We start from the raw sequence: 24311 nt of genomic DNA on the forward strand, positions 1-24311 counted from the left end.
TCGTCTTGCGATCCTGTGTCACAGACAATCAGGCGGTTTGGGAGGTTCTCGACGATTTCCAGCCCGGGCGGCGCCGCCACCGCCGCGCCGCTTCGCTCCGGTTTCCGCTGGCTCCAGCTCGGCATGGGCATCGTCTGCATGGCGATGATCGCCAATCTGCAATATGGCTGGACGCTGTTCGTCGATCCGATCGATGCCGCCCACCACTGGGGGCGCACCGCGATCCAGCTCGCCTTCACCATCTTCGTCGTTACCGAGACCTGGCTGGTGCCGGTCGAGGCCTGGTTCGTCGACAAATACGGCCCGCGCATCGTCATCATGTTCGGCGGCGTGATGATCGCACTGTCCTGGATCCTCAACGCCTCCGCCGACAGCCTCACCGTGCTCTATGCGGCGGCGATCGTCGGCGGCATGGGCGCGGGTGCCGTGTACGGCACCTGCGTCGGCAACGCGCTGAAATGGTTTCCCGACCGCCGCGGCCTCGCGGCGGGCGCGACCGCCGCCGGCTTCGGCGCAGGGGCCGCGATCACCATCGTGCCGATCGCGAGCATGATCGCCTCGAGCGGCTATCAGCACGCCTTCCTCACCTTCGGCATCGCCCAGGGCCTCGTCGTGTTCGTGCTCGCCTTCTTCATCCAGCCGCCGCGCCTCTCCATTCCGCCGAAGAAGAAGCAGCTCAACCTGCCGCAGACCAGGATCGATTTCACCCCGCCGCAAGTGCTGCGCAGCCCAATTTTCTGGGCGATGTATCTCGTCTTCGTCATGGTCGCTTCCGGCGGGCTGATGACGGCGGCGCAGATCGCCCCGATCGCGCACGACTACGGGATTGCCGACACACCGGTGACGCTCGCCGGCTTTCAGATGGCGGCGCTGACCTTCGCGATCTCGCTCGACCGCATCTTCGACGGATTCGGGCGACCCTTCTTCGGCTGGGTCTCCGACACGATCGGCCGCGAGCCCACCATGTTCATCGCCTTCAGCACCGCCGCCTTGATGCTGCTGACGCTCTCGGCCTATGGCCGGGTGCCTGTCGTTTTCGTGCTGGCGACCGCGGTGTATTTCGGCGTGTTCGGCGAGATCTATTCGCTGTTCCCCGCAACCTGCGGCGACACCTTCGGTGCGAAGTTCGCAACCACCAACAACGGCATGCTCTACACTGCGAAGGGCACGGCTTCCCTGCTCGTCCCGCTCGCGAGCGTGATCTCGACCGCCTATGGCTGGAAGGCCGTGTTCGTGCTGGCGGTGGGACTGAACGCCATGGCGGCGCTGATGGCGCTGCTCGTGATCAAGCCGATGCGCCGCGCCTTCATCCACGGCCAGGAAGCCGAGCGCACGGACAAGGCGACCGGCACTGCCAAGACCGAGACGGCGTGAGCGGCTGAACCTTGCCGGCTTGCGAAGGGGCGCAGCGATGCGGCCCTTTCTTTTTGGCACGGCGATAATGTCAGTACGCCTGTCGCAAGATTTTTCGGATCCGCCAAATCCAGCGCTTGACGATTGGCATTATGTATACCACACTTCCTCACCACTCACCCAGGAGGATGCAATGCTGGTCGGAGACATTCTGCGCAAGAAGACGCCGCGCGTTGTCACGGTGCGTATGAACGAAACGGTGGGGATCGCGGCCAAGCTGATGCGCGCCAACAATATCAGCGCGCTGGTGGTCAAGGATGTGGTCCGCTCCGAGGGCAACACCGCGGTTGGCATGTTCACCGAGCGCGACGTGGTGCGCGCCGTCGCCGAGCACGGTGCGGGCGCCGTCAACGTCAAGGTCTCCCAGCTGGTCTCGGTGCAGCAGCTGGTGTCCTGCACCTCCACCGACACGATCGAGCACGTCCGGCATCTGATGAACCGTCATCATATCCGCCATCTGCCCGTGATCGACGATTACAGCCTCGTCTCCGTCATCAGCATGCGCGACATCGCCGCGGCGATGGACGAGGCGCTCAACGGCACGCCGCAAGCGGCGGCTTAAAAGCATGATCCGGAAAAGTGCGCAGCGGTTTTCCGACAAGATCAATGCTCAAACAATAGACTAAAGCGCAGCGCGCTTTAGAGCGGCAAAACTTCCCCCTGCGACTGCCGGCCCCGGCTCGGATCCTTCCGAGCCGGACCGGATCTTTCGTCCCAAAATCCGTCTCTGCTCGCGAGGATTTCATGAAGATCTGCATCTACGGCGCCGGCGCGATCGGCGGATACCTCGGGGTTCAGCTCGCGCGCGCGGGCGCTGACGTCAGCCTGATCGCACGCGGCGCGCACCTTGCCGCCATGCGCGAGCGCGGCCTGACACTGCTCGCGGGCGAGGAAAAGCACACCGTTCATCCGCGCTGCACCGATGACCCCACTGAACTCGGCGTGCAGGACTTCATCATCATCACGCTGAAGGCCCATTCGATCACCGGCGTAATCGAAAAGATGCAGCCGCTGCTCGGGCCTCACACCCGCATCGTCACCGCCGTCAACGGCATTCCCTACTGGTACTTCTACAAGCACGGCGGCCAATATGAGAACTCGACGCTGGAGAGCATCGATCCCGGCGGCCGGCAGTGGGGTGAGCTGGGGGCCGAGCGCGCCATCGGCTGCATCGTCTATCCCGCCACCGAGATCGAGGCGCCCGGCGTGATCCGCCACGTCTACGGCAACAACTTTCCGCTCGGCGAGCCCTCGGGCGAGATCACCTCCGACGTGCAGCGCCTCGCCGATCTCTTCGTCGCCGCCGGCCTGAAAGCTCCCGTGCTCGACCGCATCCGCGACGAGATCTGGCTGAAGCTCTGGGGCAATGTCTGCTTCAACCCGATCAGCGCGCTGACCCACGCCACGCTCGACGTGATCTGCACCGATCCCGCCACGCGCGCGCTGTCTCGCGCGATCATGGTGGAGACGCAAGCCATCGCCGAGAGCTTCGGCGTCAAGTTTCGCGTCGACGTCGAGCGCCGCATCGAGGGGGCGCGCAAGGTTGGCGCGCACAAGACCTCGATGCTGCAGGATCTCGAGCGCGGTCGCCCGATGGAGATCGATCCGCTCGTCACCGTGGTGCAGGAGATGGGCCGGCTCACCGGCATTGCCACGCCCGCGCTCGATTCGGTGCTGGCCATGGTGACGCAGCGCGCCCGCATCGCCGGCCTCTATGACGGCGTCTCGACACCGGCTGATCCGCGCGCACTGGCGGTGGCGTGATGACGAGCGTGACCAAATGGCTGCGCTTCCGCCATGCCGGAACGACGGGCTTCGGCACGCTGACGTCCTCCGGCATCACCGTGCACGAGGGCGACATGTTCGGTCGCAACGCCGCAACGGGCAAGATTTTGGCGCTCTCGGAGGTCGAGCTGCTTGCGCCCTGCGTGCCCAGCAAGATCGTCGCGCTCTGGAATAATTTCCACGCGCTCGCGGCCAAGCTGAACCAGCCCGAACCGCCGGAGCCGCTGTACCTGCTCAAGGCCACCACCAGCATCGCCACACCCGGCGCCGTGATCCGCCGCCCGTCCTATTACGACGGCAAGACCACCTATGAGGGCGAACTCGGCATTGTCATCGGCAGGACCTGCGCCCGTGTCTCGCCAGATGAGGCCGACGGCTGCATCTTCGGCTACACCTGCGTCAACGACATTACCGCCAACGACATCCTGACGCGCGACCCCACCTTCGCCCAATGGGCCCGCGCCAAGGGCATTGACGATTACGGTCCGTTCGGCCCTGTGATCGCGACCGGTCTCGATCCGGCAAAACTCACCGTGCGCACCATCCTCAACGGCGCTGAGCGGCAGAGCTACCCGATCTCGGACATGATCTTCAGCGCACAGGAGCTGGTGAGCAGGATCTCCCACGACATGACCCTCTTGCCCGGCGACCTCATCGCGGCCGGCACCTCGGTCGGCGTCGGCGTGATGAAGGAGCCCGTCAACACGGTGACCGTCGCGATCGACGGCATCGGCGAACTCACCAACGAGTTTCGGCTGTAGACTTTTTCGCCGCCGCAGAGCAGCAAAATTGATCTGGCGCAAATCGCGCCGTCGCGGCCAAGGCTACCCTCCCCGGCAAAAGATTGATTTCTGATGCAAGGGAGGACGCAATGACGAATGCCGGCAACGCACTGCTGTGGACCGTGCTGTACTTCGCTCTCTCGTTCGCCGCGATCTTCGTGGTCTGGTTCGCCGACAAGATCCGGTCGAACTTGCTCGGCAAGCGATAGCCCCAGGGCACGTTGCTTCGTCCTGGCGCTGGCGGCTGGCCTGGGTGCACGCGGGCCGGCACAGGGACGTGCGCGCCACCTCGCATCTTCCCGCAGCGCCTGGCGTTGACGAAATCCCGGTGCTGCGCTCTCCCGGCAAGCCAGCGGGCCCCTGTCGGCACCAAGGTTGGTCGCGCTCCGAAACATCCAGTCACATCACATCTTCGCGCGCCCGAGCAATGCCGCCAACATGTCCCGTGCGCGCCGCAACTTGGACGCATTCGGCCGCCCTTTTGGAAGGCGTGTCTGGGGGCACGGCATGACCGTGTTTGGACCAAACCTTCTAGGGGTATCGCTGTGAAGAAGATTGTATTTGCTCTGGGTGCCACGCTTGCTTTTGCGACGGCCGCGAACGCTGCGGATCTGCCGCGCCGGCAGCCGGTGCCAGCCTATCCGGGCGAGCAGGCGCCGATGGGCAAGATGCCGATCGGCAAGAGCCCGATTGGAAAGGCCCCGATCGGCAAGGCGCCGGGCCCGGTCGCCGCGCGCTACTGACGCGCGGCAAAGGACGCGCCACATTTGCGGCCCATGGTCGAGGGGGAATAGCGTGACGAACAAAGCTGGTCGATCGGGATCCTGCATCCTCGCGGGCTTCGCTCTTGCGGCTATGCTCTCATGCACAACGCCCTCGGCCTCGGCCCATGAGACCGACAAGCAGACCGACAGGCGCGTTGCCGATGCGAACGCGCTTGCTACGACCGACACCGCCTCGCGGCCTCAGCCGCAATCGACGCGGCGCTCGGTCGCGCGTGCGGAGAAAGGCCCCTATTACGTCGACTTCCGCGCCCGCACGGCTGCGAGCTGGGGCCATGCCTTCGTCTGGTACGGCAAGACCAGCGAGAAGGCCGTCGAGGTTGCGGGCCTGACACCGGCCGGCGATACGCTCGCTTACGTGCTCGGTCACATTACCTTTGTGCCATCCGAGACCGGCGCCAGCTATGGCGATCTCGATCCGGAATATCTGACCGCGAGCTATCGGGTCTACCTCAACGAAGCCGACGCCAAGCGCGTATTCGCCTACATCAAGGAGTTGCAGGCCAGCTCTCCGGTCTGGAATGCCGAGACCATAAACTGTACCGGCTTCATCGGCGACATCGCGGAGTTCATGGGATTGAAGGTCCCCCATCGCTGGCAGCGCCCGGAAAACTTCGTCAACAGCCTCAAGGAAATGAACGGCGGGCGCCAGATGGTGCGGTTGTCGACGAAGTAGCTCTTCGCCCCATACTCGGTGTCATTGCCCGCGGAGGCGGGCAATCCAGTATTCCAGAGACTGCGAGGGTAGAGCCGAGAGGTCGCGGCGTACCGGATACCCCGCCTTCGCGGGGTATGACGGCGGAGTTTGAGGAAAGAGCTTGCCCTCGTCAGGCAGCAGCGCACCCCAATTATCCGCCCCGCGGAATCTCCTCGCCTTCCGCATGGTCGCCCCGCCCGGCCGCGCAATAGACTTTTCCCACCCCCAGCGGCATCCTGCCGCCATCAACCGAGAACAAAGCGCCACGCGGGGCGCGGGGGAAACAGATCATGTTGCAGACACGGTTCACCAAGCTCGTCGGCGTCCAGCACCCGATCGTTCAGGGCGGCATGCAATGGGTCGGACGCGCCGAGCTGGTCGCAGCCGTCGCCAATGCCGGCGCGCTCGGCTTCATCACCGCGCTGACCCAGCCGACGCCGGAGGACCTGACCAAGGAGATCGCGCGCTGCCGCGACCTCACGGACAAGCCGTTCGGCGTCAACCTCACCATCCTGCCGGCGATCAAGCCGCCGCCCTATGCCGAATACCGCGCCGCGATCATCGAGAGCGGCATCAAGGTGGTCGAGACCGCCGGCAACAAGCCGCAGGAGCATGTCGACGAGTTCAGGAAGCACGGCGTCAAGGTCGTGCACAAATGCACCAGCGTCCGCCACGCGCTCTCGGCCGAACGCATGGGCGTCGACGCCATCTCGATCGACGGCTTCGAATGCGCCGGCCACCCCGGCGAGGACGACACGCCCGGCCTGATCCTGATTCCCGCCGCCGCCAACAAGATCAAGATCCCGATGATCGCCTCGGGCGGCTTTGCCGATGGCCGCGGCCTCGTCGCAGCGCTGGCGCTGGGAGCCGAGGGCATCAACATGGGCACCCGTTTCATGGCCACCAAGGAGAGTCCGATCCATCAGCTCATCAAGGAGAAGATCGTCGCCAATGACGAGCGCGAGACCGAGCTGATCTTCCGCACCATGCGCAACACCTCGCGCGTGGCCAAGAATGCCGTCTCGACCAAGGTCGTCGCGATGGAGAAGGAAGGCGCCAAGTTCGAGGACATCCGCGAGCTCGTCGCCGGTGCCCGCGGCAAGATGGTCTATGCCACCGGCAATTCCGACGAAGGCATCTGGTCGGCCGGCCAGGTGCAGGGCCTGATCCAGGACATCCCGAGCTGTGCCGAGCTCGTCTCCCGCATCGTGCGCGAGGCGGAGGCGATCATTCGCAGCCGGCTCGAGGGGATGATCGTTCAGCCACAACGCGAAGCGGCGGAATAATCACTGCAAGACGTGAGAGTATTGCATGAAAGCCTACGTCTACGGCCCTGAGGGCGCGAGGATTTCCGACGTCGCTCAACCAAAGCCCAAAGGCACGCAGGTGCTCGTCCGCGTCCGCGCCTGCGGCCTCAACCGCGCCGACACCGGCATGCGCAAGGGCCACGCCCATGGCGCGGCCGGCGGCGTCGGCACCGTGCTGGGCATGGAATGGGCCGGCGAGGTCGCCGAGCTCGGGCCCGATGCGAAGGGCGTGAAGATCGGCGACCGCATCATGGGATCGGGCGGCGCGGCGTTCGCCGAATATACGCTGGCCGATCACGGCCGGCTGCTCCACACGCCCTCGAACATGAATTTCGAGGAGGCCGCCACCCTCCCCGTCGCGCTCGCGACCATGCACAACGCCGTCGTCACGATCGGCGGGGTTCAGGCTGGCCAGAGCGTGCTGGTGCAGGGCGCGAGCTCCGGCGTCGGGCTGATGGCGATGCAGATCGCCCGGCTCAAGGGCGCGAAGCTGGTGATCGGCTCGTCCACCGACGCGTATCGCCGCGGCCGGCTGAAGGAGTATGGCGCCGACCTCGCCGTCGACAGCTCCGATCCGAAATGGGTCGACGAGGTGCTGAAGGCCACGAACGGCGAAGGCGTCGACCTCGTGGTCGACCAGGTCTCGGGCAAGGTCGCCAACCAGAACCTCGCCGCGACGAAGATCAAGGGCCGCATCGTCAATGTCGGCCGCCTCGGCGGCACCCACGCCGACTTCAATTTCGACCTGCACGCCGCCCGCCGCATCGACTATGTCGGCGTCACCTTCCGTACCCGTACCATCGAGGAGGTCCGCGAGATCTTTGCCGAGGTCCGCAGGGACATCTGGGGCGCGGTGGAATCGCGCAAGCTGCAACTGCCGATCGACAAGGTGTTCGCGTTCGACGACATCGACCAGGCGTTCGAGCACATGGAAGCGAACAAGCATTTGGGGAAGATCGTGGTGACGGTGTGAGGGCGGTGACCCGCGAAGAGTAACGGAGCTCCTGCTCCGCCCGTCATGGCCGGGCTTGTCCCGGCCATCCACGTCTTTTCCGCTCGGAACGAAGAACGTGGATGCCCGGGACAAGCCCGGGCATGACGGCGCTGATGGTCCCGCTCCTGCAACTCACTCGCGACTACTTCTGTGGATCATCGCTTGATGTCCCACACGGGGCTGCTAAATCCCCGCCATGACCTCCCAGCACGACAAAACCTCGGTCGCGGCCATCTCGATCTTCGCCAGCGGCGGCATGGCGGCGGCCAAGTTCGCGGTCGGGATCGCGATCGGCTCGCTGGCGCTGATCTCGGAAGCCCTGCATTCCTTGATCGACCTGGTTGCGACCATCATCACCTGGGCGGTGGTGCGGGTGTCCGACAAGCCTGCGGACGAGGAGCACCATTACGGCCACGGCAAGCTGGAAAGCATCTCCGCGCTCGGCGTCACCGCCCTGCTCTACGTGCTGGCCGGCGGCATCCTGGTCGAGGCCTATAGCCGGCTGCGCGAGGGAACCCCGCCGCCGACCATCTCGGCTGTGCCGTTCGTGGTGCTGGTGATCGATATCGCCGTCAATCTCTGGCGCGCCCGCGCCCTGCACCGTGCCGCGCGGGAGACCAGAAGCCAGGCCTTGGCGGCCGACGCGCTGCATTTCGCCTCGGACGTGATGGGCTCCTGCGCCGTGATCGTGGGCCTGATCCTGGCCGGGCTCGGCTTCTGGTGGGGCGACACCGCGGCGGCCGCAGCGGTTGCCGTGATGATCGCAGCGCTTGGCCTGCGCATGGCCGGCTCGACCGTGCAGACGCTGGTCGATCGCGCTCCCGAAGGCGCGCAGGAGAAGGCCAAAGCGGCGATCCGCAGCGTGCCCGGCGTGATCGACGTCGAACGCTTGCGCGTGCGCATGGTCGGAGCGACCACGTTCATCGACACCATCGCGAAGGTGCCGCGGACCTATCCGATCGACCGGGTCGAGGACATCAAGCGCAACGCGCAGGCCGCCGTCGCCAAGGCTTTCGGCGATGCAGACCTTACCTTCGCCGCAGTGCCCGTCGCGCGCGACAACGAGACCGTGCGCGACCGCATCATGGTGATCGCGCGCAATTCCGCCCTCGCCGTCCACCACGTCACGGTGCACGATCTCGGCGTCAAGCTGATCGTCAGCATCGACCTCGAGGTCGATGCCAACATGCAGCTCGAGGCCGCGCACGACATCGCCAACACGCTGGAGCGCAACATCCAGGAGGAGTTCGGCGAGGACGTCGAGGTCGACGTTCACATCGAGCCGCTGGAACCGGAACTTCCGTTCGGGGTCGATGCCACGCCGCACCGGGTGCGGACCATCGCCGCCGCGCTGACGGAATATGCCGCCGGCAGCGAGATCCACGACATCCACAATGTGCGGGTCCGCAACACCGACGCCGGCGAGATCGTCAACTTCCACTGCCGCGCAACACCGTCGATGAGCGTGATCAAGGTGCACGAGCATGTCGACGCGATCGAGCGTGCGTTGCGGCGCGCGTTCCCGAGCGTGAAGCGCGTCATCAGCCACGCCGAGCCGCCACGGGCGTGATGAAGAATGCGCGACGAGCCACACGTTCTCGTTTCGGACTCGTTGCACCCGTGCGTTTGCGGACACGCGATGTACAAACTGCGTGTTGGATAAGAATAATTTCGCGTTAACGATTCGTTGACTCTCGACAGCCCGCGAAAACTGGATTCAAATCGGTGTGATTCGGAAGTGACGTGGGGCTGCTTCCGGACTTCAGTTGCAAGCTGGTTTTCAGGGGGCCGAAGGCATGTCGCGTGCAGACGCCGCGAGCGCGTGCGTCCAATCCGATTCGATCAAGGGATTGGCGCAATCGATCGCGAAACCTGCCTATCACCGGCTCCTGATCGCGGAGCCAGCGCTTCGTCGCGCCGTGCCGACGCTCATCATCGCCTTCCTGATCACGATCTGCCTTGGTGCCTTCGTGCAGGTGGTCGATCAGACGCGCCAGAAGCGGCTGGTGATCCGCCACGACATATCGGCCCTCGCCGACCTGCTCGCCGAGCGCATCGATCGCCTCACCTCGGTTCGGCAGGAGCGGCTCAAGAACATCGAGAGCCTGCCGACGCTGCTGCCCGATCTCATTCCGTCCTGGGCCACGGCCTCGGGCCGCCACGTCATCGTCACCTCCGCCGGCATCGACCGCCGCATCCTTGCCCGCATCCCGGCCGACAGCGAGCCCTCGGGCAACGATCGCCTGCTGGATGCGATCACGACCGCGCAGCTGATCGCGGCGCCGCCACGCGATGCCAGCGTCTCCGACATGACGCTGCCGAGCGGCAACGCGGCGATGGCGACCTCGCGGCAGATCAAGTCACTGCCCGGCTTCGTCACCGTGATCCAGGAGCGCAACGAGCCGATCTGGGGCTCGGACGCCGCGCTTTCGGTGACGCTGTCGGCGACGACAGGCTTCGTCGTCCTGATCCTCGGCTTCGCCTTCCACTGGCAGTCGACCCGCGCCCGCGAAGGCGATCTCATCAACGACGCGGTGCGCGGCCGCATCGACACCGCGCTCAACCGCGGCCGCTGCGGGCTGTGGGACTGGGACCTGTCGCGCGGCCGGATCTTCTGGTCGCAGTCGATGTTCTCGATGCTCGGTCTCGACGGCCGTCACGAACTCCTCACCTTCGGCGAGGTCAACGCGCTGGTGAAGTCCGACGACATCGACCTGTTCGCGATCGCCGACCAGCTCATCTCCGAGAAGATCGACCACATCGACCAGACCTTCCGCATGCAGCATGTCGACGGCCACTGGATCTGGCTCCGCGTCCGCTGCGAGAAGACCCGCGGGGCGACCGATTCCAGCGTCCACCTGATCGGGATCGCCGTCGACATCACCGAGCAGAAGAGCCTCGCCGAAAAGACCGTGGAAGCCGACCTCCGCCTGCGCGACGCGATCGAGACCATTCCGGAGGCCTTCGTGCTGTGGGATGCGAGCGACCGCCTGGTGCTCTGCAACTCGCACTTCCAGCGCCTGCACAAGCTGCCCGACAGCGCCGTCATCCCCGGCACCTCCTACGAGACCGTGCTCGAAGTCGGCCGCATGCCGGAGGTGCGCACCCGCCACAACGAGACCGCGGCCCAGGGCCCGGGCGCGCGCACCTTCGAGGCGCAGCTCGATGACGGCAGCTGGCTGCACATCAGCGAGCGCCGCACCAAGGACGGCGGCTACGTCTCGGTCGGCACCGACATCACCCGCATCAAGGAGCACGAGCAGAAGCTGGTCGACAACGATCTGCGCCTGCGCGCCACCGTCATCGACCTCAAGCGCTCGCAGGCCGCGCTGGAGCGCCAGGCGGTCGAGCTCGCCGACCTCGCCGAAAAATACCAGCGCGAGAAGACCCGCGCCGAGGAAGCCAACCAGACCAAGTCGAAATTCCTCGCCAATATGAGCCACGAGCTGCGCACGCCGCTCAATGCCATCATCGGCTTCTCCGAGATCATGGGGTCGGGCATGTTCGGCGAGCTCGGCAGCGAGAAGTACCAGGAATATTGCCAGGACATCCTGACCAGCGGTCATTATCTGCTCGAGGTCATCAACGACATCCTCGACATGTCCAAGATCGAGGCCGGCCGCATGAAGCTCGACATGGAAGAGCTCGACCTCGCGCAGACGCTCGCCGAATCCTTGCGGGTCGTCACCGGCCGTGCGCAGGACAAGCACCTGACGCTGTATGCCGACATCGCAAAATCCATCTCGGTCGTCGCCGACCGCCGCGCCACCAAGCAGATCATCGTCAACCTGCTCTCCAACGCCGTGAAGTTCACGCCGGACGGCGGACGCGTCGTGGTGCGCAGCCGCCAGCTCGACGACAGGATCGTGCTGATGATCGCCGACACCGGCATCGGCATCGCGCCGCATTCGCTGGCGCGGCTCGGGCGCCCCTTCGAACAGGTCGAGAGCCAGCTCACCAAGACCTATCACGGCTCGGGCCTCGGCCTTGCCATCGCCCGCTCGCTGGCGCAGCTCCACGGCGGCTCGATGCGCCTGCGCTCGAAGATCGACGTCGGCACCGTGGTGCGCGTGACCCTGCCGCGGGATGCGGTGAAGGCGGGATCGGGGATATCGGCTGCGGCGTGACGCACGGCGGGAAGCTCGCTTGCGGCCATCCTGCGCGACGCCCGCCTCCGGCGGGCCCTCAGGATGAGGGCGGAATGCGGGGCAGCAGTTTCAACGAAACACCGATGCAACGGAGCCTCATCCTGAGGAGCCCGCGAAGCGGGCGTCTCGAAGGACGAGGCGCTTGCTCAGGCCCCTACAGCTGCAGCGTCGGCGCCACTTCGCGGGCGACATTGACCAAAGCTGCAATCAGCGGCGTCATGGGATCGCGCTGCGGGATCACCAGGCCGATGCTGTAATTGACTTCGGGGTCGACGATCGGGATCGAGCGGACGGTGTCGGACAGGCCGAGCGTCTCGGCGAGCTTGGCCGGCATCACGCTGGCCCAGCGCCCGGTCTTGACGTGCGTGAACAGCACCAGCAGCGAGTTCGACGTCAACGTCGGCGTCGCCTCCGCGCCGACCGATCGCAATGCGCGGTCGATGATGCGGCGGTTCTGCATGTCGGGGGTCAAGAGGCACAGCGGCACCTGCCCGACCTCGGTCCAGGTCACCGTCTCGCGGTCGCCGAACATCGCGTCCGGCGCGGTGAGCAGGCGATAGCTCTCGTTGTAGAGCGGGATGGTGCGCACCTTGCCGATCGGCTCGTTCTCGATATAGGTCAGCCCCGCATCGACCTCGAGATTTTCGAGCAGGCCCAGCACCTCGGACGAGGTGGTGGACTGGATGCGGAAGCGCACCTCCGGATGCTTCGCACGGAACGGCGTGGTCAGCGCGGCGACCATGCCGAGCACGGTCGGGACCGCCGCGATGCGGATCTCGCCGGAGAGCTGATGCTTCAGCCCGTTGATCTCGTCGCGCATCGCGCGGGCATCGCCCACGATCCGCCGCGCCCAGTCGAGCGCCCGCTCGCCTTCCGGCGTAAAACCCTGAAAGCGCGAGCCGCGTTGGACCAGCATCACGCCGAGAATTTCCTCGAGCTGCTTGAGCCCGGTCGACATCGTCGGTTGCGTCACGCCGCAGGCCTCGGCCGCGCGGCCGAAATGCCGCTCCTTCGCCAGCGCCAGCAATAGTTCAAGCTTGTCGATCAACCGGTCGTCCCCTCGGATTCCATCTTGGCATGCAAGTTAGCACGCCGGACCTGCACCAACACGTAAAAACCCGCAGCCGGTCCAACTTTCATTACCAATCCATATCGATCAATCGCGGTTGCAAATCGATCAGTATCCGCAATCGCAGCACGGGACAGCTTTATTGATCTGCGAATGATTCCAACTAGTTTGCGGCGAAGGAAACGCTCTGGTTGAGAACGAAGAATGACAGCGGTTTATGAGCCTTGGAACGAGACGCGCGGCGCCGAGATCATCGCCGAACATGCCGGGCAGGAAGGCGCGACGCTCGTCATCCTGCATGCGCTTCAAGAGGCGTTCGGCTACGTGCCGGAGGCGGCGATTCCCATGGTGGCGCAGGCGCTCAATTTGTCGCGCGCCGAAGTGCACGGCGTTTTCACCTTCTACCATGATTTCCGCCACAAGCCCGCCGGCCGCCATGTGCTGAAGCTGTGCCGCGCCGAGGCCTGCCAGGCTGCCGGCGGCGATACGCTGGCTGCGCGGGCCGAGGCGAAGCTTGGCGTGTCGTTCGGCAACACGACGCCCGACGAGCGCGTCACGCTGGAGCCGATCTACTGCCTCGGCCTGTGCGCGACCGCGCCATCCGCCATGCTCGACGGCCGCCTGATCGGCCGGCTCGACCAGAAACGCCTCGATGCGCTGGTTGCGGAGGCGCAGCGATGAGCATGCGTTTCTACGTCTCACGTGACGCCGGCGCGGTCGCCGTCGGTGCCGACGAGGTCGCCCTGGCGCTGGAGCAGGCCGCCGCCGGGCGCGGCGTTGCCATCGAGATCGTCAGGACCGGCTCGCGCGGAACGTACTGGCTGGAGCCGCTGGTCGAGGTCGCAACGCCGCAGGGACGCATCGCCTTCGGCCCGGTGGCGGAAGCAGATGTGCCCTCCCTGCTCGACGCACTCGCAAACAACACGCCGCATCTCTTGCGGTTAGGGGCCACCGACGAGATCCCCTGGCTGAAGCGCCAGACCCGCCTCACCTTCGCCCGTTGCGGCGTGATCGATCCGCGCTCACTCGACGACTACCGCGGCCATGGCGGCTACAAGGGCCTCGCGCGGGCTCTGTCGCTTGGCTCGGATGCGATCCTCACCGAAGTCACCGCATCGGGCCTGCGCGGCCGCGGCGGTGCCGGCTTCCCGACCGGGATCAAGTGGAAGACCGTCGCGCAGGCGAAGGCCGACCGCAAGTTCATCGTCTGCAACGCCGACGAGGGCGACAGCGGCACCTTTGCCGACCGCATGATCATGGAAGGCGATCCCTTCCTGGTGATCGAGGGCATGACCATCGCCGGCCTCACCGTCGGCGCGACCAAGGGCTACATCTACATCCGCAGCGAATATCCGCATGCCGTGGAAGCCATGAACGTCGCGATCCAGGCCGCGAAGCGCGGCGGCTATCTCGGCGACAAGATCGGCGGCTCCAAGCAAACCTTCGATCTCGAAGTCCGCGTCGGCGCTGGCGCCTATGTCTGCGGCGAGGAGACCTCGCTGCTGGAGAGCCTCGAAGGCCGCCGCGGCATCGTGCGCGCCAAGCCGCCGCTGCCGGCCCATCATGGCCTGTTCGGCAAGCCCACCGTCATCAACAACGTGCTGTCGTTTGCCGCGATCCCCTTCATCCTTGCCGAGGGGGCCAAGGCCTATGCGGATTTCGGCATGGGCCGCTCGCGCGGCACGATGCCGATCCAGCTCGCGGGCAACATCCGCTACGGTGGCCTGTTCGAGACCGCCTTCGGTGTGACGCTCGGCGAGCTCGTCGACGACATCGGTGGCGGCACCTTCACCGGCCGCCCGGTCCGCGCCGTGCAGGTCGGCGGGCCGTTAGGGGCCTATTTCCCCCGTGCGCTGTTCGACACGCCGTTCGACTATGAGGCCTTTGCCGCACGCGACGGCCTGATCGGCCATGGCGGCATCGTCGTGTTCGACGACAGCGTCGACATGCGCAGGCAGGCGCGCTTCGCCATGGAGTTCTGCGCCGTCGAATCCTGCGGCAAGTGCACGCCGTGCCGGATCGGCTCGACCCGTGGCGTCGAGACCATCGAGAAGATCATGCGCGGCGAGCGCGTCAATGAAAACATCGCGCTGGTCGAGGACCTCTGCAACACCATGAAATTTGGCTCGCTCTGCGCGCTCGGCGGCTTCACGCCCTACCCCGTGCTCAGCGCGTTGAAGCACTTCCGGGAGGATTTCGCACCCATCCCGACCACGCTGCAGGCCGCGGAATAGGAGAAGGACGATGTCTCTGATCGAAGAAGTCGACTACGGCACGCCGCGCTCCAAATCCACGACGATGGTGACGCTCACAATCGACGGCAGAGAGGTCAAGGTGCCCGAGGGCACCTCGATCATGCGCGCCGCGATGGACGCGGGCCACCAGATCCCGAAGCTCTGCGCAACCGACATGGTCGACGCGTTCGGCTCCTGCCGTCTCTGCCTCGTCGAGATCGAGGGTCGCGCCGGAACGCCGGCCTCCTGCACCACGCCAGTGATGAACGGTCTCGTCGTGCACACCCAGACCGAGCGGCTCAAAAGGCTGCGCAAGGGCGTGATGGAACTCTACATCTCCGACCATCCGCTCGACTGCCTCACCTGCGGCGCCAATGGCGACTGCGAGCTGCAGGACATGGCGGGCGCGGTGGGCTTGCGCGACGTGCGCTATGGTTATGAAGGCGAGAACCACGTCTTCGCCAAGAGCCACGGCTGCGACAACGACCATTGGATGCCCAAAGACGAGTCCAACCCGTACTTCACCTATGATCCCTCCAAGTGCATCGTCTGCTCGCGTTGCGTCCGCGCCTGCGAGGAGGTGCAAGGCACCTTCGCGCTGACCATCTCCGGACGCGGCTTCGACAGCCGCGTCTCGCCCGGCATGAGCGAGAGTTTCCTCGGCTCCGAATGTGTCTCCTGCGGCGCCTGCGTGCAGGCCTGCCCGACTGCAACGCTGACGGAAAAGTCTGTGATCGAGATCGGCCAGCCCGAGCATTCCGTGGTCACCACCTGCGCCTATTGCGGCGTCGGCTGTGCCTTCAAGGCGGAGATGCGCGGCGAGGAAGTGGTGCGCATGGTGCCCTACAAGGACGGCAAGGCCAATCGCGGCCATTCCTGCGTCAAGGGCCGCTTCGCCTGGGGCTACACCAACCACAAGGAGCGCATCCTCAAGCCCATGATCCGCGAGCGGATCGAGGATCCCTGGCGCGAGGTGTCGTGGGACGAAGCGTTCACGTTTGCCGCCACCAGGTTGCGCGGCATCCAGCAAAAATACGGCCGCGATGCCATCGGCGGCATCACCTCGTCGCGCTGCACCAATGAGGAGACCTATCTGGTGCAGAAGCTGATCCGCGCCGGTTTCGGCAACAACAATGTCGATACCTGCGCCCGCGTCTGCCACTCCCCCACCGGCTATGGCCTTGCCACCACCTTCGGCACCTCCGCCGGCACGCAGGATTTCGACTCGGTCGAGGACACCGACGTCGTCGTGATCATCGGCGCCAATCCGGCCTCCGCCCACCCGGTGTTCGCATCGCGGCTGAAGAAGCGGCTGCGCCAGGGCGCCAAGCTGATCGTGATCGACCCGCGCCGCACCGAGATGGTGGAATCGCCGCATGTGAAGGCGCTGCACCTGCCCCTGATGCCCGGCACCAACGTCGCCGTCATGACCGCGCTGGCGCATGTCATCGTCACGGAAGGGCTCGTCAACGAAGCCTTCGTGCGCGAGCGCTGCGACTGGAGCGAGTTCGAGGAATGGGCCGCCTTCGTCGCCCGGCCGAACAACAGCCCGGAAGCAACCGCCATTCTCACCGGCGTCGATCCCAAGGTGCTGCGCGAAGCGGCCCGCATCTATGCCACGGGCGGCAACGGCGCGATCTATTACGGCCTCGGCGTCACCGAGCACAGCCAGGGCTCGACCACCGTGATCGCGATCGCCAACCTTGCGATGGTCACAGGCAATATCGGCCGTCCCGGCGTTGGCGTGAACCCGCTGCGCGGCCAAAATAACGTTCAAGGCTCTTGCGACATGGGCTCGTTCCCGCACGAGCTGCCCGGCTACCGCCACATCTCCGGCGATGCCGTGCGCGACCAGTTCGAGGCGCTCTGGAATGTCAAGCTCAACCCCGAGCCGGGCCTTCGCATCCCCAACATGTTCGACGCCGCGGTCGAAGGCACCTTCATGGGCATCTACGTGCAGGGCGAGGACATCCTGCAGTCCGACCCCAATACCAGCCACGTGGTCGCGGCACTGTCGGCGATGGAATGCGTCATCGTCCACGACCTGTTCCTGAACGAGACCGCGAACTACGCCCACGTCTTCCTGCCCGGCTCGAGCTTCCTGGAGAAGGACGGCACCTTCACCAACGCCGAGCGCCGCATCCAGCGCGTCCGCAAGGTGATGACGCCGAAGAACGGCCTGGCCGACTGGGAGGTTACCATCGGCCTTGCCAAGGCGATGGGCTTCGACATGAAGTACGGCCACCCTTCCGAGATCATGGACGAGATCGCGGCACTGACGCCGTCCTTCGCCGGCGTCTCCTATGCCAAGCTCGATGAGCTCGGCTCGGTGCAGTGGCCCTGCAACGACAAGGCGCCGGAGGGCACGCCGGTGATGCATATCGATGGCTTCGTTCGCGGCAAGGGCAAGTTCGTCGTGACCGAATATGTCGCGACCGACGAGCGCACCGGCCCGCGCTATCCCCTGTTGCTGACCACGGGCCGCATCCTCAGCCAGTACAATGTCGGCGCGCAGACGCGGCGCACAGAAAACGTGGTCTGGCATGCCGAGGACCGGCTAGAGATCCACCCGCATGATGCCGAGCAGCGCGGCGTGCGCGACGGCGACTGGGTGCGGCTGAAGAGCCGCGCCGGCGAGACCACGCTACGCGCGGAGATCACCGATCGCGTTGCGCCCGGCGTCGTCTACACCACCTTCCACCATCCGGACACGCAGGCCAACGTCATCACGACCGATTATTCGGACTGGGCGACCAACTGCCCCGAATACAAGGTCACGGCGGTGCAGGTCTCGCCCTCGAACGGCCCGTCCGACTGGCAAAAGGCCTATGATGCGCAGGCGCGCCAATCCCGCCGCATCGTGCCGGCCGAAGCCGCGGAGTAAGCGCATGCACGTAGCAGTCCAGGCCATCGATCGCGACATCTGGCGCAACGGCGCGGCGTCGGAAGGAACACGGTTCGTCCCGGAGGAGACGCCGCTGGCGCTGACCTATAATGGCGGCACCTATGCCGTCATGATGGGGACGCCGCAGAATCTGGAAGATTTTGCGGTCGGCTTCAGCGTGAGCGAAGGCATCGTCAAGTCGGTCGACGACATCAAGTCGCTCGAAATGGTCCGCCTCGACGACGGCATCGAACTGCGCATGTGGCTCGCATCGGAAGATGCCGCGCGCATCAACCAGCGCCGTCGCCACATCGCAGGTCCCACCGGCTGCGGCATCTGCGGCGTCGAGTCCATCGCCGAAGCGGTGCGGCCCGCGGCGATCGTCCCGGACGGGCAGACCTTCACCCCCGAGCAGGTCATGGCGGCGATGCAGGCCATCGCGCCGCTGCAATCGATCAATCTGCAGACCCGCGCCGTTCATGCCGCTGCGTTCTGGTCCCCCACAGGCAACATCGTCGCGCTGCGCGAGGATGTCGGCCGCCACAATGCGCTCGACAAGCTCGCTGGCGCCCTGGCGCGCAGCCGCAACGAGCCGCGCAACGGCATGGTGCTGCTGACGAGCCGCGTCTCGGTCGAGATGGTACAGAAGACCGCCGCGATGGGCGCGCCGGTGATGGTCGCGGTGTCCGCGCCCACCGCCCTCGCGGTCCGCACGGCGGAAGCCGCCGGCATCACGCTGATCGCCATCGCGCGGCAGGACGGATTCGAGATATTTTCACATGGTAGCCGGATCGTCGCGCGCCATGCCACAGAGGTTGCCGATGTCGCCTGACCGCCTGATCTACATGGCCAACCAGATCGGCAAGTTCTTTGGCAGTCAGGGCCGTGACAAGGCCGTGCCTGGCATTGCCGAGCACATCAAGAAGTTCTGGGATCCCCGCATGAAGCGCGCGATCTTCGCCCATCTCGATGCGGGCGGTGCGGGCCTGGAGCCCGACGTGCGCGAGGCCATCACCGCGCTGAAGCAGGCTATGACCCTTCCAGCAGCGCCCTGAACACGCGCCGCACCTCGCTCTGCGTCTCCTTCACCCGCGCCTCCAGTGAGGAGAAATCCGGCGCGTCGCCGGCGCGCGCCATGACGCGCTGCAGGTCGGTGCCGGCGGTATCAGGCTTGAAGCGCTCGCTGACGCAGAGCCGCAGGATCTGCGTCAAGTCGTGATAGAGCCGCGCCGCGGCGCGCAGGATCTCCGTCTCCGATTGCGCGAGCACGCCGATCCTGCAGGCATTCTCCAGCACCTGCATGGTGCTGACGTCGAGAATCTCGGGCTTGTCATGCGCGTGCACGAGCTGGAGATATTGCGCGATGAAGTCGATATCGACCATGCCACCGGCTGCATGCTTGAGATCCCAGCAATCCGCCTCGCCCTTCTCCTGCGCGATCGCGCGCCGCATGTCGGCGACGTCGTTGGCGGTGATGGCAGGATCGCGGCGGCGGGTCAGGACATCGCGGATGACGCGCTCGATCCGTTCCCGGAATTCGGGCGAAGCCGAGACTACGCGCGCACGCGTCAGGGCCATGTGCTCCCAGGTCCAGGCTTCGTTCGCCTGGTAGTCCGCGAACGAGACGAGGCTCGAAGCCACCGGACCTGCGCGTCCCGAGGGCCGCAGCCGCATGTCGATCTCGTAGAGCACGCCGTAATTGGTGCGCGTCGTGAAGGCGCTGATCAGGCGCTGGGTGAAACGGGCGAAATAGTGTGCGCCGTGAAGCGATTTCACGCCGTCGGAGTCCGGATGGTCGCCGTCGAAATCATAGAGCAGGATCAGGTCGAGATCGGACGAGGCCGTCATCTCGCGGCTGCCGAGCCGGCCCATCGCGACGATCGCGGTCTGCTGCCCCTTGATCCGGCCGTGCTGGACGGCGAAGCGATCGGCGACGAGGCCGTGCACGGTGTGGACGATACCCTCCGCGACGTCGGCGAAGGCCGTGCTCGCCTGCTGCGCCGAGACGGTGCCGGAGAGGATGCGCGTGCCGATCAGGAACAGGCTCTCCTGCCCGAACAGGCGCAGGCGATCGAGGAACTCCTCGTATGAGCCGGCGTCCTGCACGGTGGTCGCGAGCCGCCCGGACAATTCCTGCCTGTCGGGCATGGCGCCGAAGAAGCGCGGATCGATCAGGCCGTCCATCAGCTGGGGCTGCCGCGCCAGCATGTCGCCGAGCCGGGGCGCGGCTCCCAGCACCAGCGCCACCAGCGCGACGAGATCGCGGTTCTGGCCGAGCAGCGTGATCAGCCGGCCGCCGCGCTGCAGCGCGCCGAGGAAATGATCGAACGAAACGACAGCGCGATCCGGCTCTTCGGCATGGGCAAGGCCGTCGATCAGGGCCGGCACAAACTCGACGAAGGCGCTTCGCGTCGCCTCAACGCGGAAGACGCGATAGTCGCCGGTGATCCAGTCGCGCACGGTCTGCGCGACCGCGGCGGGCTTCTTGAAGCCGAGCGTCGCGAGATGCTGCAGCAGGCGCGGATCATCGGGGCCCGCACCGTAGTCGAGCGCCGGCAGCCTCGCCGTGCCGGTGGGGTCATCGCCCTCGAACAGTTTTTCGTAATGGCCCTGCACGATCTGGAGCTGATGCAAGAGGTCCCGCGCAAAGGCCTCGCGATTCGGATAGCCGAAGAACCACGCAAAGCGCTCGACCGCTTGCTTGTCCTCCGGCAGCGTGTGGGTTTGCTCGTCGGCGATCATCTGCAGGCGATGCTCGACACGGCGCAGGAATTCGTAGGCGGTCGCCAGCTCGTCGCGCGCCGCCAGGGTGATCCAGTTGCTGGCGGCGAGCACGTCGAGCGCCCTCAGCGTCGACCGCACCCGCAATTCGGGATGGCGGCCGCCGGCGATCAATTGCTGGGTCTGCGCGAAAAACTCGATCTCGCGTATGCCGCCGCGCCCGACCTTGACGTTGTGGCCTTCGACCGCGACCTCGCTCTGGCCGCGATAGGTCTGCATCTGCCGCTTCATGTCGTGCACGTCGGCAAGTGCGGCAAAGTCGAGATGCTTGCGCCAGACGAACGGCGCGATTTCGGGCGAGCAATGCCTCGCCCGCTTTTGAATCGCCGCCACAGGTCCGCGCCTTGATCATCGCGGCGCGCTCCCACGTGCGCCCTTCCCGCTCGTAATAGTTCAGCGCGGCGTCCCGCGAGATCGCCACCTGCGTCGAGGACGGATCGGGCCGCAGCCGCAAATCGACGCGGAAGACGTAACCATCATAGGTGCGCTGCTGCAGGATGCGCGCCATGCCTTGCGTCACGCGGACGAAGAACGGCTGCGGCTCGATATCGGGCGCGAGGGTCGTCGCATCGGGATCGAAGAACACGATGAGATCGATATCGCTGGAATAGTTCAGCTCGCCCGCACCCATCTTGCCCATCGCGAGCACGATCAGCCCGCAGCCCTCTTCGGGTGCCTCGGGATTGGGCGGTGAGAGCTTGCCGCGTGCGGCTTCCTGCCGCAGCAGATATTGCAGTGCCGCCTGCACCGAGGACACCGCGACATCGGTCAGCGCCGCCGTCACCCGCATCACCGGCCAGACACCGCCGATATCGCACAGCGCGATCAGGAGCGCAGCCTCAGCCTTCATGCGGCGGAGCAGCCGCATCACCTCGGCCTCCTCCGAAGCCGCGAGCACCGCGCTGCGCGCCTCCGCGATCAGCGCCGTCAGATGCGCATCCGGATCGCATTCGAGCAGCCGGATCAGGCGCAAGGCATCGGCGCGCACCAGGTCGAACAGATAGGGCGAGAATTCCGCAATCCCGGTCAGGATCTCGCGGGCGAAGGGATGGCCGAGATGCGTTTCGAGACGGGCCGATTGTGCCGGCTCGAGCTCGGCCAGCCAGGTTTCGAAACGGGGTTCGTCGGTTGCGGAAGCGGCAATATGGGGAGCCTCCGCGAAGCGTGCGGCCAGCCTCTCACCATGCTTGTCCGCGTTTCCCGGCGCGGAGTGGTTCATGCCACCTTCTGTGGCACATCCGGTATTGGCGGAGCAACCCTGTCGCCGGCACCCGCGCGCGCCGGCAGCACCAGCGTGGCGACGAGGCCGGGATGGGCATCGCCCAAGCGCAATTCGCCGCCGTGCAACGTCGCCACCGCCGAGGCGAGGCTGAGGCCGAGGCCCGAGCCCGGCAGCGTGCGGCTGGCCTCCAGCCGCACGAATCGCTCGATGACGTGCTTGCGGTCGGCTTCGGGGATGCCGGGGCCGCGATCGGTGACGCTGAGCAGCACCAGGTCGCCGTCGCGCCTCGCCTCGATCGTGATTTGCCGCGCGTCCATGCTGACCACGGTTCCCGCCGGCTGTGCCGCGGGCTGGCCGTATTTGATCGCGTTCTCGACAAGATTGGCGAGCGCCTGGCTGATCAGCTCGCGATTGGCATGAACCGGCGTCGGCTCGCACTTGACCTTCAGGGTCATGCCGTCGTCCTCGGCGAGCGGCTCGTAGAGCTCGTGGATGCCCTCCGCGACCTCCGCGGCATCGAAGTCGTCCATGTTACCGCGCGCCTGTCCGGATTCCGCGCGCGCGATCATCAGAAGCGCGTTGAAGGTCCGGATCAGCCCGTCGGACTCCTCGATGGTCCGCTCCAGCGCGGCGCGATAATCCGCCTCGCAGCCCGATCTCGCCAGCGCCTCCTCGGCGCGATTGCGCAGCCGTGTCAGCGGCGTCTTGAGGTCGTGGGCGATGTTGTCGGAAACCTCCTTCAGCCCCGCCATCAGCGCCTCGATCCGCTCCAGCATGGCGTTAAGGTTCTCGGCGAGACGATCGATCTCGTCGCCGCTGCGCCCTACGGGCAGGCGCTCGCTGAGATCACCGGTCATGATCCGCTGCGCCGTGCCGGTCATCGCGTCGATGCGCCTCAGCACCCGTCGCGCGACGAAGATGCCGCCGCCGAGGCCGAGCACGACGACGATCAGGACCGAAAATTGCGCCGCCTTCGCGACGATGCCGAACAGGCGCCGCCGCTCGGCCAAGTCGCGGCCGATCAGAAGCCGGAAGCCGTTCTCCAATTCGGTGACGCGAACGAGCGCGCGATGATCGCGGTCATCGCTGTCCTCGATCCGCCGGTAGGCCGTCTCCGACCAGCCGCGCGTCGCCATCACGCCCGGCGCCAGCGAGCCGACATTGCCGGCGATCGCCTGGCCCGTCGGCGTGGTCACGAGATAGAGGTTGGCGCCCGGCCGCAGCGCCCGATACTCGATCGTGCGCACCAGGCGAACCATGCCGCCGCGGTCGTAGATCTCGTTGATCTCCGAGGTCTCGGCATTGACGGTCTGCGTAATCTCCTCGGTGATCAGCCGCCGCGTATTCCAGGCGAAATAGGCCAGCAGCGAGGCCGCGAACATCGCGAACAGCAGCAGATAGACCAGCGTCAGCCGGAACGCCGTGGTGCGGATGAGTTTACCGAATGCCGTCACGGATCATGTATCCGGCGCCGCGGATCGTGTGCAGCAGCGGGCGCTCGAAGCCCTTGTCGATCTTGGAGCGCAGCCGCGAGATGTGCACGTCGATGACGTTGGTCTGCGGATCGAAATGATAGTCCCAGACATTCTCCAGCAGCATGGTTCGCGTCACCACCTGGCCGGCGTGCTTCATGAGGTATTCGAGCAAGCGGAATTCGCGCGGCTGCAGCGTCAGCTCGTCCTTGCCGCGGGCGACGCGATGCGAGAGCCGGTCGAGCTCGAGATCGCCGACGCGATAAAGCGTCTCCTCGGCGGGACCGCCGCGGCGGCGCGACAGCACTTCGACGCGGGCCAGCAGCTCGGCGAAGGAATAGGGCTTCGGCAGATAGTCGTCGCCGCCCGCGCGCAGACCCTTGATGCGGTCATCGACCTGCCCGAGCGCGGAGAGAATCAGCACCGGCGTCGTATTGCCCTTGTCGCGCAATGCGCCGATCAGCGACAGGCCGTCGCGCTTGGGCAGCATGCGGTCGACCACCAGCACGTCGTATTCGCCGTTCTCGGCCATGGCGAGGCCTTCCTCGCCGTCGGCGGCGTGGTCGGCGATGTGTCCGACTTCGCGAAACGCCTTGGCCAGGTAGTCGGCAGATTCGCGGTCGTCTTCGATGATGAGGAGGCGCATCGTGCGTTCGGCGGCGGTCAAGGAGGTCAACCTTCTCTAAACATGGCGCGAGCGGCAACCGCATGCAAGCCGAGCAGGAGAGGCTCGACGCGGGA

At 65.9% G+C, this 24311-nt stretch carries 18 protein-coding genes and 1 pseudogene; 15 read left to right on the forward strand and 4 right to left on the reverse strand.

Annotated features, from left to right (window positions below; genetic code table 11):
* Positions 1–54 precede the first annotated feature (54 nt).
* From oxlT to ABIA40_RS17085, 10 genes are all read left to right on the forward strand, one after another.
* Complete coding sequence (gene oxlT / locus ABIA40_RS17040) at positions 55–1374, forward strand: oxalate/formate MFS antiporter (protein ID WP_404546264.1); 1320 nt, start codon at positions 55–57, stop codon at positions 1372–1374.
* Between the two features lie 172 nt (positions 1375–1546).
* Entirely contained in the window at positions 1547–1975 is a 429-nt protein-coding gene (locus ABIA40_RS17045; protein ID WP_036005729.1) for a CBS domain-containing protein, read from the forward strand.
* Between the two features lie 182 nt (positions 1976–2157).
* A complete protein-coding gene (locus ABIA40_RS17050) occupies positions 2158–3177 on the forward strand; it encodes a 2-dehydropantoate 2-reductase (protein ID WP_275509121.1) in 1020 nt (339 codons plus the stop codon).
* Positions 3177–3959: a fumarylacetoacetate hydrolase family protein gene (locus ABIA40_RS17055; protein ID WP_404542309.1), complete on the forward strand. Its 783-nt coding sequence runs from the start codon at positions 3177–3179 to the stop codon at positions 3957–3959. Before ABIA40_RS17050 ends, ABIA40_RS17055 begins: the two co-directional genes overlap by 1 nt.
* A 566-nt stretch (positions 3960–4525) precedes the next feature.
* Positions 4526–4723 (forward strand): hypothetical protein, encoded by a 198-nt coding sequence (locus ABIA40_RS17060; protein WP_404542311.1) that lies wholly within the window; start codon positions 4526–4528, stop codon positions 4721–4723.
* A 52-nt stretch (positions 4724–4775) separates the two neighbouring features.
* Complete coding sequence (locus ABIA40_RS17065) at positions 4776–5438, forward strand: hypothetical protein (RefSeq protein WP_271545180.1); 663 nt, start codon at positions 4776–4778, stop codon at positions 5436–5438.
* Positions 5439–5749: 311 nt separating this feature from the next.
* The gene (locus tag ABIA40_RS17070; RefSeq protein ID WP_157282488.1) at positions 5750–6745 is read left to right on the forward strand and encodes a nitronate monooxygenase family protein; all 996 of its coding nucleotides are present in this window, start codon (positions 5750–5752) and stop codon (positions 6743–6745) included.
* A 25-nt stretch (positions 6746–6770) separates the two neighbouring features.
* On the forward strand, positions 6771–7739 hold the full coding sequence (locus ABIA40_RS17075; protein ID WP_157282487.1) for a zinc-binding dehydrogenase: 969 nt from the start codon (positions 6771–6773) through the stop codon (positions 7737–7739).
* 217 nt (positions 7740–7956) lie between these two features.
* Complete coding sequence (locus ABIA40_RS17080) at positions 7957–9330, forward strand: cation-efflux pump (protein ID WP_404542315.1); 1374 nt, start codon at positions 7957–7959, stop codon at positions 9328–9330.
* A 226-nt stretch (positions 9331–9556) separates the two neighbouring features.
* The gene (locus ABIA40_RS17085; protein WP_404542317.1) at positions 9557–11887 is read left to right on the forward strand and encodes a PAS domain-containing sensor histidine kinase; all 2331 of its coding nucleotides are present in this window, start codon (positions 9557–9559) and stop codon (positions 11885–11887) included.
* A 175-nt stretch (positions 11888–12062) separates the two neighbouring features.
* Here ABIA40_RS17085 and ABIA40_RS17090 read toward each other — a convergent pair whose 3' ends face one another.
* Positions 12063–12956 carry a LysR family transcriptional regulator gene (locus tag ABIA40_RS17090; RefSeq protein ID WP_275513359.1) on the reverse strand — a complete coding sequence of 298 codons (894 nt, stop codon included), beginning with the start codon at positions 12954–12956 and terminating at the stop codon, positions 12063–12065.
* Positions 12957–13181: 225 nt separating this feature from the next.
* Here ABIA40_RS17090 and ABIA40_RS17095 point away from each other — a divergent pair, with 225 nt between their 5' ends.
* Genes ABIA40_RS17095 through ABIA40_RS17115 form a run of 5 tightly spaced genes read left to right on the forward strand, consistent with a single transcriptional unit; the run spans position 13182 to position 19150 of the window.
* Positions 13182–13658, forward strand: coding sequence for a formate dehydrogenase subunit gamma (locus tag ABIA40_RS17095; RefSeq protein WP_271545185.1), 477 nt, complete (start codon positions 13182–13184; stop codon positions 13656–13658).
* Positions 13655–15211: a formate dehydrogenase beta subunit gene (locus tag ABIA40_RS17100; protein ID WP_404542321.1), complete on the forward strand. Its 1557-nt coding sequence runs from the start codon at positions 13655–13657 to the stop codon at positions 15209–15211. The genes ABIA40_RS17095 and ABIA40_RS17100 overlap by 4 nt, the downstream gene beginning before the upstream one ends.
* A gap of 10 nt (positions 15212–15221) precedes the next feature.
* A complete protein-coding gene (gene fdhF / locus ABIA40_RS17105; RefSeq protein WP_404542323.1) occupies positions 15222–18095 on the forward strand; it encodes a formate dehydrogenase subunit alpha in 2874 nt (957 codons plus the stop codon).
* Between the two features lie 4 nt (positions 18096–18099).
* Positions 18100–18927 (forward strand): formate dehydrogenase accessory sulfurtransferase FdhD, encoded by an 828-nt coding sequence (gene fdhD / locus ABIA40_RS17110; protein ID WP_404542325.1) that lies wholly within the window; start codon positions 18100–18102, stop codon positions 18925–18927.
* The gene (locus ABIA40_RS17115; protein ID WP_271545188.1) at positions 18917–19150 is read left to right on the forward strand and encodes a formate dehydrogenase subunit delta; all 234 of its coding nucleotides are present in this window, start codon (positions 18917–18919) and stop codon (positions 19148–19150) included. The genes fdhD and ABIA40_RS17115 overlap by 11 nt, the downstream gene beginning before the upstream one ends.
* Here ABIA40_RS17115 and ABIA40_RS17120 read toward each other — a convergent pair.
* The 3 genes and pseudogenes from ABIA40_RS17120 to ABIA40_RS17130 form a co-directional block, all read right to left on the reverse strand.
* A pseudogene (locus ABIA40_RS17120) lies at positions 19125–22095 on the reverse strand (bifunctional [glutamine synthetase] adenylyltransferase/[glutamine synthetase]-adenylyl-L-tyrosine phosphorylase). The gene ABIA40_RS17115 and the pseudogene ABIA40_RS17120 sit on opposite strands and share 26 nt — an antisense overlap.
* On the reverse strand, positions 22092–23552 hold the full coding sequence (locus ABIA40_RS17125) for an ATP-binding protein (RefSeq protein ID WP_275509110.1): 1461 nt from the start codon (positions 23550–23552) through the stop codon (positions 22092–22094). The pseudogene ABIA40_RS17120 and the gene ABIA40_RS17125 overlap by 4 nt, the downstream one beginning before the upstream one ends.
* A complete protein-coding gene (locus ABIA40_RS17130) occupies positions 23536–24216 on the reverse strand; it encodes a response regulator transcription factor (protein WP_036035209.1) in 681 nt (226 codons plus the stop codon). Before ABIA40_RS17130 ends, ABIA40_RS17125 begins: the two co-directional genes overlap by 17 nt.
* Positions 24217–24311 lie beyond the last annotated feature (95 nt).

It is taken from the genome of Bradyrhizobium sp. USDA 223, assembly GCF_044909005.1.
Taxonomy (GTDB): domain Bacteria; phylum Pseudomonadota; class Alphaproteobacteria; order Rhizobiales; family Xanthobacteraceae; genus Bradyrhizobium; species Bradyrhizobium yuanmingense.